This window comes from Legionella qingyii, assembly GCF_003990155.1.
In the GTDB taxonomy this organism is placed as follows: Bacteria; Pseudomonadota; Gammaproteobacteria; order Legionellales; family Legionellaceae; genus Legionella; species Legionella qingyii.
The window spans coordinates 60,523-68,655 of sequence record NZ_RZGX01000021.1 but is presented as its reverse complement, the minus strand read 5'-3'; the positions used below and the strand labels follow the sequence as shown (position 1 = coordinate 68,655).

The window sequence follows — 8,133 nt, the reverse complement described above, 5'->3', positions numbered from 1 at the left end:
TTGCTGGAAGAGGACAAATCCTCTCAGGATGGTATTGCTTTAAAAAGAATGAAAGCTGCTCTTTCTACTCAATACTTAAGAAAAGTGATTGGTTTTTAAACTTTGATGAAATCGCCCTGTAAACAGGGGTGATTTACATTTCTCTTAATTTTTCCTTAATTATTTCGAGGTATATTAGGCAACAATGACACGTGGAGAGGCCTTCAGGCATGCTAAGCTATAAAGATATTATTGCCTTGGTAAGTAAAGCGGCTCAAGAAACCAGAGATCTTGTTGTTTCTGCTTCAGATAAAACAGCTAATTTAGTTATAAAAGCATCTGAGAATACTCGTAAATTAATTCTACAACCCGCTGATAAAACAAGAATTCAACTTGAAGAAAAACTCCTTCAGAAGGACAAGTTTTTAAAGAATCAAAATAAAGCCAGTGCCTCTTCTATACTGTCTTCTGCATTAGTGCAAAATACTCCGCTTCAATCCAATAGTTTTTCTCTTGAAACATTATTCTCTTTTGTAATCCATGAAATTAACAAAAGTGATAAAGATCGAAGGCAGCATTTGAAAGCTATGTTTCTGAAAGCTATTTTGAGCAAAAATATAGCACTCTTTAAAGAGCTCATGATAGAGATCGCTCTTTATGATATTTCATATTTTGAACACCATACTAATCTTTTGGATTTGCATAATAAAGCCCCTCTCGCTATATTGAACTCCCCTGTTTTGGGGCTCGTTCAAAAAGAGCTCGCTAAAGAAGAAGTGAAGCCATTAATTTCTCTATTATTAAATGTATTTCAATCAATACCCGAATCATCAAATGATAAATCAGGTATTTGCCTCAGCATGCGTGCAAAGAAAGAATTACTTCCAAGACTTCTGGAGCAGACTGAAGTCCAAGTCAGAATGTCTGTACTTTCACAACTTACAGATTTATCTTTTGATTCATTATTGCCTGGTTTTAGACCCTCTATTGGTGATAAAAATTATATACCGGTCTTAATCACTCACAAACAATATTTACAGGTTATAACTAAAGAAATAGATCAATCAATTTTCATTACCTTGACGATCGGCTACTTAAAATCAAATAATCTTGCTTCAAAACAATTTTTACAAAAGCTGTCTGCTAACTATTTATTTGTTGACTATGAAGCGTGTATTGAATCAATTGGACAACATTTTCAACATCTAGCCTTACCCAAAGAGTTCCCTTTAGGATATGAGAAATTTATCCGCGCTATATGTCAAGAAGTTAGAATGTGTGATCCTCAAGGAAATGATACACGACGTTTTTTTGAAACACGCCTTGCGCAATACATTAATGGATTAACGCATTCGGAAGAAACCATATTTAGTAATAATCTAAATTGCCCTTTGAACAACTTATTTGATGACAATAAGTTAAGGTTCCAAACACTAAATGCTACGAACAAGATATTATATTTTTTCCTTGGTCCTGAAGGTATTGTAAACTCTCCCATAGAAATGGAAAGAAAAATTAGTATTTTTGCTAACGGATATAAGGATAAAGAAAAATACAATGCAGAAAAACTAGAACGGTTTATGAAAGCGTGTCATGTTTATCATAGAAGAGATCGAATTCCAAGAGCAAAATCAACTGGAATATTAGAAAGAAAATTTGAGACCTCTGCTGATAAAGTTGGGGAAGATACCTGGAATTCTTCCGGTGGCGTAATGCGTTCAACTTCGGCTACGTTCTTTGATGCACAACGTGTTCCTATGCGTAATATGTTGGTTGACTCCAGTGAAGTTTCACCAAAGAAGGAAGTAGAACCGCCACAGTGGTTTTGGTCTAATAACCGCTCTCGTGCAGCCTATGTGGGCTCAGTCTCAGGACATACATGCAATATTGTGTTTATGCTCAATTACTATATGCAAGCAAATCGAAAGGATCCAAATTTAAGTCAGGATATTAATCTATTTTTGGTGCAATTAGTGGCAGTATACACAAAGCGTGGATATCATAGCATGCTTGAAGTTATAGATGTTTTACATGACCCAGTGATCCAAGAGGTTTTTAAGGAAAATAATGTTACTCTGGATTTAACCAAATATTTCAGATTTGATCCCGATGTCGGAGCATTTCTTGAGTATGCAATGAATGATACTTCGATTTATGCCCAGGTTTTAGCAAGCAAACAGCATTTAAAAAAAGAGTTAGTTACATTCTTTTCTCCTGTGGTGTCTGCAAATAAGAGCGATGTCCAGTTAGAAAGCCCGGAAGAGAGCAAAATATTAAGCAGTAAGTTACTTAGATGATTTATATTGAAATAGGATAAAAAATGGCATTAATATCTCAACGTGTAAGTAAAATTATTTTATTAAAACTATTTCTTCACATCGGTTTATTTATTTTTCCTTCGCTATCAGCTGCCAATGTCAGTTTACTTAATTTAAGGGAAAACAACATGCATGAAAAAATAATTGTTGCAGATGCACGTAGCAGTTATCTTAACTCAATTAAATTCTTTAAATATAACTATCCGAAAGATCATTGGGCTATAGATTACACTAAAGCGGGAACATCAATTGCGCACGTAAAGTTAAAAGGTAAATACAATTACTCAATTATTTTAAATCCTACTGACTGCAGAGGATACAGGTCCATAATAAGATATCTGAATGACAGTAACTCGGATATTCCTTCGGCGCTGAATCGTCCATATACAGTTGCTGAAGAAAGAGGATTAAATGAAGTGACTGCAATGATGGAACGAGTCTATGAAAAAATGGGACTTATCCCCCAATTTGCTCAGCTTGGTAACAATTCACACTCCTTTGACGAGAAAACACGCGAAACTATTATTGGAAATGAAGAGGAGCCAGGTATGCTCCATCTTCATCTTTGGGGCAGAGGCGATCCTGAGCATGAATTTATTGCTGGTGTTCCTTTGCGAGGCCCAAAACCAGGTCTAATGTTTGATCTCATTGCCAAATCAAAGTCGGAACCCACAAATCAATTTGCGATTAAATGGGATCCTAAAGAACTGGAAATTGCTTTAACTGCATTTAAAAATATGTTGTCTCTTTACTTAGAATCAGACGAGTTTAAAGAAGAGTTTAGTGATTCTTTAGAAGTTTCAATTGATATGACCAAAGCTACTTCAATTGAATACTTGCCTACAATTAGTCAATAAATACGTTCAAACATTGCTGAACTATCATGGATTGCAAGTATCGAAGACAATCACATGATTGCTTCAGCAGAAAATCTATTCCTTAGATCAAATCTCCAACATGGCTATCCATTTTTCGATATATGGTAGCCTATAGGCTAATATTTTCTCATTAAAAATAAAGATGAGGAGCCTCTTCAATGTCGATTAAAAAGTTATGGAAGTGATTCATTTTCCTAGGGATAATGAATTATTTTATTATGGGAGTTTGTTTATTTCATTAGTAGCTGTCTTATATATTCTCTATTCTACGTATCATCAACTCTCTAATATCTAATAATGTGCATAGCTGCCAACTGTGAATTATCCAATTATCCAAAATCTAGCAAGCTACTATGTCCATTTTCATGCTTATTAGCATGTAAGTGAACTTGAAATTTCAGCCTCAACTTTCATCATTGATTTTGATTTGTTAACAGAAAAACTTCCTAAGAAAGTTAAAGGTAAAAGACGGGGCTTATTAAGCGCCAAGTAAAGCTCGGACTCGGGATTTTGAACTATTTTTCCTAGGACTTCTTCTCTATTTTTAAGATTTAATACGGCATCAACTATACCCTGAAGTTTTGTACCACTGTTAATCCAATAAGGATTCGAACTCCTTTTTCCTTCTTGCAAGCGAGCCATAGCTTCCATGATTTTTAATCCCATATTTCCCTGCTTACTTAAGAAAAGTATTGCTTCATTATAGGAAATATCCTCAGGAGGAAGATTAGTTATTTGTGGGACAAAAATAAGCTCTTCTGTTTCTAACTGACTTGCGAATTGTTGTTTAAGCATTTCGTATAGATTATTTAAATTCCCATCAATGAAGGGGAAATGTGCTACCAATTCATTGAGTAGATAAGGTGATGTACTAAAATTAGGGAATGGAGTTGTAGATGCAGAATGGAAGAGTGCATTTAGTTTATTTATTGTCTCAGTTGTAGCTGCTTCTTTCCCACCTTTATTTAATTGGTCAATAATCTGTTCAAAGGATGATAAAAATCCTACGTGGGTTAAAAATGCAGTAAGATTATTGTAAGCATCACAAGCAGATACTTGATGCTCACCCACCTTGATCATAATCGATGGAGATATATCAACAGACTCATCTGGATTACCACTCAAATAAGGCTCTAAGTTATTAACCATTTCAGTAATTAATGGCATTATTTTTGAAAGGTAATAGTCCCGTTTTAACAAAGCGGATATGATATACTTATAAGATTTAATTTGCTCTGATAATGTTTCTAGAGTCACTGTATTGGAGTGCTCCTTAAACTCTTTTAAGAGTTGTTGTTTTTGTTCTTTACTTAAGTCTTTATCTTCAAAAAAGTTTAAAAATGTTGTTAAGTTAGCTTCAGTAGCTGTTGCAGGTAAAATGAAATGAAAATGTTCATTCTGCTCTTTGTTTGATTTTTTTGCGAAAAGAAATGAGAGGCTTTTGTTATGAGTATAATGAGCAAAATCGTGCATCATTCCTTCGCCAATCGATAAAACTGAGTATCGACTTAATAGCTGTTCATATTTTTTTTGAAAATTTTCTAATTGAGCTTCAGGTACATAAATGCTAATAAAAGGACCGCTAATTTTAATTTTTTTAATAAGTGAATTTTCAGGAAATCGTTTTAAAAACATAATTTATGTCATCATGATAAGTTTTTGCCAAAATCTACCTCAATTTGACCTTAACTGCAACACATTGGATTTTCTTGAAATCAATGACCATGCATATTATTTGGAACTGTTTATATCTGCTTAGTATGTACGGTGATAACTACCTGATTTTTAATAATGGGATATACCGGAAATTGTAATTATTAAAAAAGAATACAATCACAGCTTAGGTTAGCATAGCAGTGCTTTGAATTAATCCTAGTCCTTTCTAGTTAGGCCTGGTAAATTGTATCTAGAACTCTAGGGCATTACCGTTTTCTTCATAAAGTTGTAAAGCACAATCTGGGCGATATTTTTTTTTATATTTTTCGTACTGGGTTGAAAAATCTATTCTTTGCATATTACTTTTAAAATATTCAATAGCATCTTCATCACCAAAGCTTACAGAAAGGTCAAGCCAGTCAAAACCAACAATCCAATCACACTCTAGTTCGGGAAACTCTACCTCAATATCATCATCCATTTCTTGTTTTAATGTTGTAAGATCCGCAAAAGCGACAAGTGCCAATTCTAATTGAGCACTGCTATAACGTTGTTTACCGGAATCTGAAACAATTCGCTTGGCTATAATCAAAGTATTTCGCAAATATTCTTCAAAAGAAATTTGTTGCTTAAGAGTTTTAAAAAATCGTTTCATTCTGTAATTGAAAAAAAAGAATCAATTATGTGTAAATTTTTGTCTCATGTAAATGTTTTTTTATAAAACTAGAGTCTGTTGATATTTCATTTAATTCCGCCTGCTTTATGCGCGTGCTCTATACAGAGACACACTAAAATGTAGCTATTGTTTAATGCTGCCTTTACTTGGATTACGCGCATAAAGAGCAGGACGTAGGTTAATGAAGCAATTGTCAACAGAGCCTAATTCATTTTCATCAAATCAAAATCGTAGGTTCCGCTGCGTTACAACTATGCTTATATAAGCTTAATTAACTATCCAATTGAACATAAATATCACGTGCATCAGATAGGCCATGATCATCTACTATTCTGACAACAAATTTTCCTGGTTTTGCGTTCCATAAGTACGACTCTCCTGCTTTAGTTTTTGCAATAAATGTCTCATTAATAAACCAATAGACATTAGCAATGCCTGCATCAGTTACGGCAGTAAGAGGAATGGTATTATTTTGCTGCGAATCAGCCCGAATAATATAGCTGATACCGTTTTGTGGCGAAGTAATGTGCGGATTAATACCAGAGTTTCCAGATAAGTTACAATCAGACTCAAAAAATGGTGGAATATGTCTTTGTATTCCAGCTCGCTTAAAAATACTCAGTAAGTCTGAAGGCCAAAACTCAAAAATTTCAAAGCGCGTATGTTCATCAATGTGACAAGTACGCAAACCTGTCTTGCTATTAATAGCAACCTCTCGATAAATTGTATCTGTTTTTATTGGAGATTTTCCAGGAATAAACCAGCTCCACTCAGTATCTTTGCAATAACGAGTAGGAAGCATTCCTGAGGCCTTGCATACTTCTACTTTTTTCAGATTCATCTGTTCTGGATGTTTTTCTAAAGCATGTATGGGCCCATGTTCATGTTTTAATGCATCAACTAATTCAAAAAACAAGGGAGCAGCGATATCTTTACCAATAAATGCTGGATTGGCTTTATTGTCAAAATTTCCCACCCAGACTGCTAATACATAAGGGCCGAATACTCCTACTGCCCACGCATCGCGATAACCTGATGAAGTTCCAGTTTTCCAGGAAATCGGCAAACGAGACCAAGCCCTGGAAACATCATCCAGACGTGGAGTATTTTTAAGCATATCTAATACTAGATAGCTTGCCTCTGGGCTAAGCAAACGCACCCCTTTGGGCTTCGCTTCATTTTTAAATGCGCGAATTGGATACCAAAGTCCATCATTAGCTAACATGGCATATAAACTGACAAGCTCTTTCATCGTTAATTCCACACCACCTAAACTCAGTGATAGACCATAGTAGGATTCAGAACGTAATTGACTGATTTGAGCCTTTTCCAATAATTGATGTAATGTCGGATTAGATAATTGATTGGCAAGATAAATTGCAGGAATATTACGACTCAAAACTAAAGCATCCTTAGCTTTAATAGGCCCCATAAAATCATAATCAAAGTTCTCTGGGTTATAACCATTAAAACTATGCGGAACATCTTTTAAAACTGTATCTGGGTGAATTAAGCCTTGATCCAAAGCCAACCCATAGATAAATGGCTTTAGTGTGGATCCAGGCGACCGTTTTGTTTCTGTACCATTAATTTGTCCGCTAATGCCAGGATTAAAAAAATCAGCCGAACCCAACATACCTTTAATGCCCATATCTCGGGTGTCAACGAGTAAAACAGCTGCATTATTTACACCAATCCCCCTTTTTCTGGCGAGATAATGATGCGTAATACGTTCGATAATCATTTGGCTACGATAATCCAAAGTGGTATCAATACTTTGCTGTTTAGTTGCTGGATCATACAAAATCTCATTTACAAAATGTGGTGCCCTAAAAGGGAGCATATGTGTATTTTGCATCACCAAAGGTAAGGCAAACATGCCCTTTTTATTATGATCTTCCGGATGTTTATTTAACCATCGTCCTAATAAATGCTCTCTAATTTTTTTTAATTCCTTATTATTAGGTGTCCTTTTACCAGGATTTTGCGGAATAATGCTTAAAGTTAAGGATTGCGGCAAAGTAATTTGATTAACAGATGTTCCAAAATATACCAAACTTGCTGCCCCTACTCCTTCAACATTTCCACCATAAGGTGCCAAATTTAAATAGGCTTCCAAAATTTCTTTTTTGCTGTAGTGCATTTCAATTTGTATGGCACGGATGATCTGCAATAATTTCCCTGATATTTTTTTTGAATTCATGCCATAACGCATCCGAGCAACTTGCATGGTAATTGTAGAAGCACCTATCCTACGCGATTGTGCGCCATACGTTTGCCATATGGCTTTTATTGTTGCCCAAGGATTAACGCCATAATGCCAATAGAAATATTGATCCTCTTGTAATAAGGTAGCTTCGATCAGCTGATTTGATATATGCGATAAAGGTGTAAACAATCGATATTTCTCATCTTGGCTTAATGTCAATCTCAATAACTTATGATTGTCATCATAAACCGCTTTAGAAAAACTTACGTCGTCTAACAAAGTAGGTTTTGGCAGAAAAAATAATAGCAAATAGACGCTGACAAATATCGCAACAAATATTATGCTAAGTTTTTTAAATATTTTGTTCATAGTCGCTATTATGCCCTAAATAGAATAAAATATGTGCAAAATTTTTTG

6 protein-coding genes are annotated in these 8,133 nt (G+C 34.8%); 3 read left to right on the top strand and 3 right to left on the bottom strand.

Annotated features, from left to right (window positions below):
* From ELY20_RS17025 to ELY20_RS14160, 3 genes are all read left to right on the top strand, one after another.
* Nucleotides 1-99 (top strand): hypothetical protein (locus ELY20_RS17025; protein WP_233590492.1); only part of this gene is annotated, 99 nt, incomplete at its 5' end.
* A 110-nt stretch (nt 100-209) separates the two neighbouring features.
* Nucleotides 210-2,276: a Dot/Icm T4SS effector Ceg14/sidL gene (ceg14, locus tag ELY20_RS14165; protein WP_110143396.1), complete on the top strand. Its 2,067-nt coding sequence runs from the start codon at nt 210-212 to the stop codon at nt 2,274-2,276.
* 23 nt (nt 2,277-2,299) lie between these two features.
* Nucleotides 2,300-3,154, top strand: coding sequence for a hypothetical protein (locus ELY20_RS14160; RefSeq protein WP_110143397.1), 855 nt, complete (start codon nt 2,300-2,302; stop codon nt 3,152-3,154).
* 393 nt (nt 3,155-3,547) lie between these two features.
* Here ELY20_RS14160 and ELY20_RS14155 read toward each other — a convergent pair whose 3' ends face one another.
* The 3 genes from ELY20_RS14155 to pbpC all read right to left on the bottom strand — a co-directional run bounded on the left by ELY20_RS14155 (nt 3,548) and on the right by pbpC (nt 8,085).
* Nucleotides 3,548-4,810, bottom strand: a complete 1,263-nt coding sequence (locus ELY20_RS14155; protein ID WP_110143398.1) for a hypothetical protein — start codon at nt 4,808-4,810, stop codon at nt 3,548-3,550.
* A 271-nt stretch (nt 4,811-5,081) separates the two neighbouring features.
* On the bottom strand, nt 5,082-5,486 hold the full coding sequence (locus ELY20_RS14150; RefSeq protein WP_110143399.1) for a hypothetical protein: 405 nt from the start codon (nt 5,484-5,486) through the stop codon (nt 5,082-5,084).
* Nucleotides 5,487-5,778: 292 nt separating this feature from the next.
* Entirely contained in the window at nt 5,779-8,085 is a 2,307-nt protein-coding gene (gene pbpC / locus ELY20_RS14145; protein ID WP_110143400.1) for a penicillin-binding protein 1C, read from the bottom strand.
* Nucleotides 8,086-8,133 lie beyond the last annotated feature (48 nt).

What these genes read in the sequence shown, in the direction of transcription:
- ELY20_RS14160 (WP_110143397.1), top strand. Translation starts at nt 2,300, where the DNA reads ATGGCATTAATATCTCAACGTGTAAGTAAAATTATTTTATTAAAACTA.
- pbpC (WP_110143400.1), bottom strand. Translation starts at nt 8,085, where the DNA reads ATGAACAAAATATTTAAAAAACTTAGCATAATATTTGTTGCGATATTT.
- ceg14 (WP_110143396.1), top strand. Translation starts at nt 210, where the DNA reads ATGCTAAGCTATAAAGATATTATTGCCTTGGTAAGTAAAGCGGCTCAA.
- ELY20_RS14155 (WP_110143398.1), bottom strand. Translation starts at nt 4,810, where the DNA reads ATGTTTTTAAAACGATTTCCTGAAAATTCACTTATTAAAAAAATTAAA.
- ELY20_RS14150 (WP_110143399.1), bottom strand. Translation starts at nt 5,486, where the DNA reads ATGAAACGATTTTTTAAAACTCTTAAGCAACAAATTTCTTTTGAAGAA.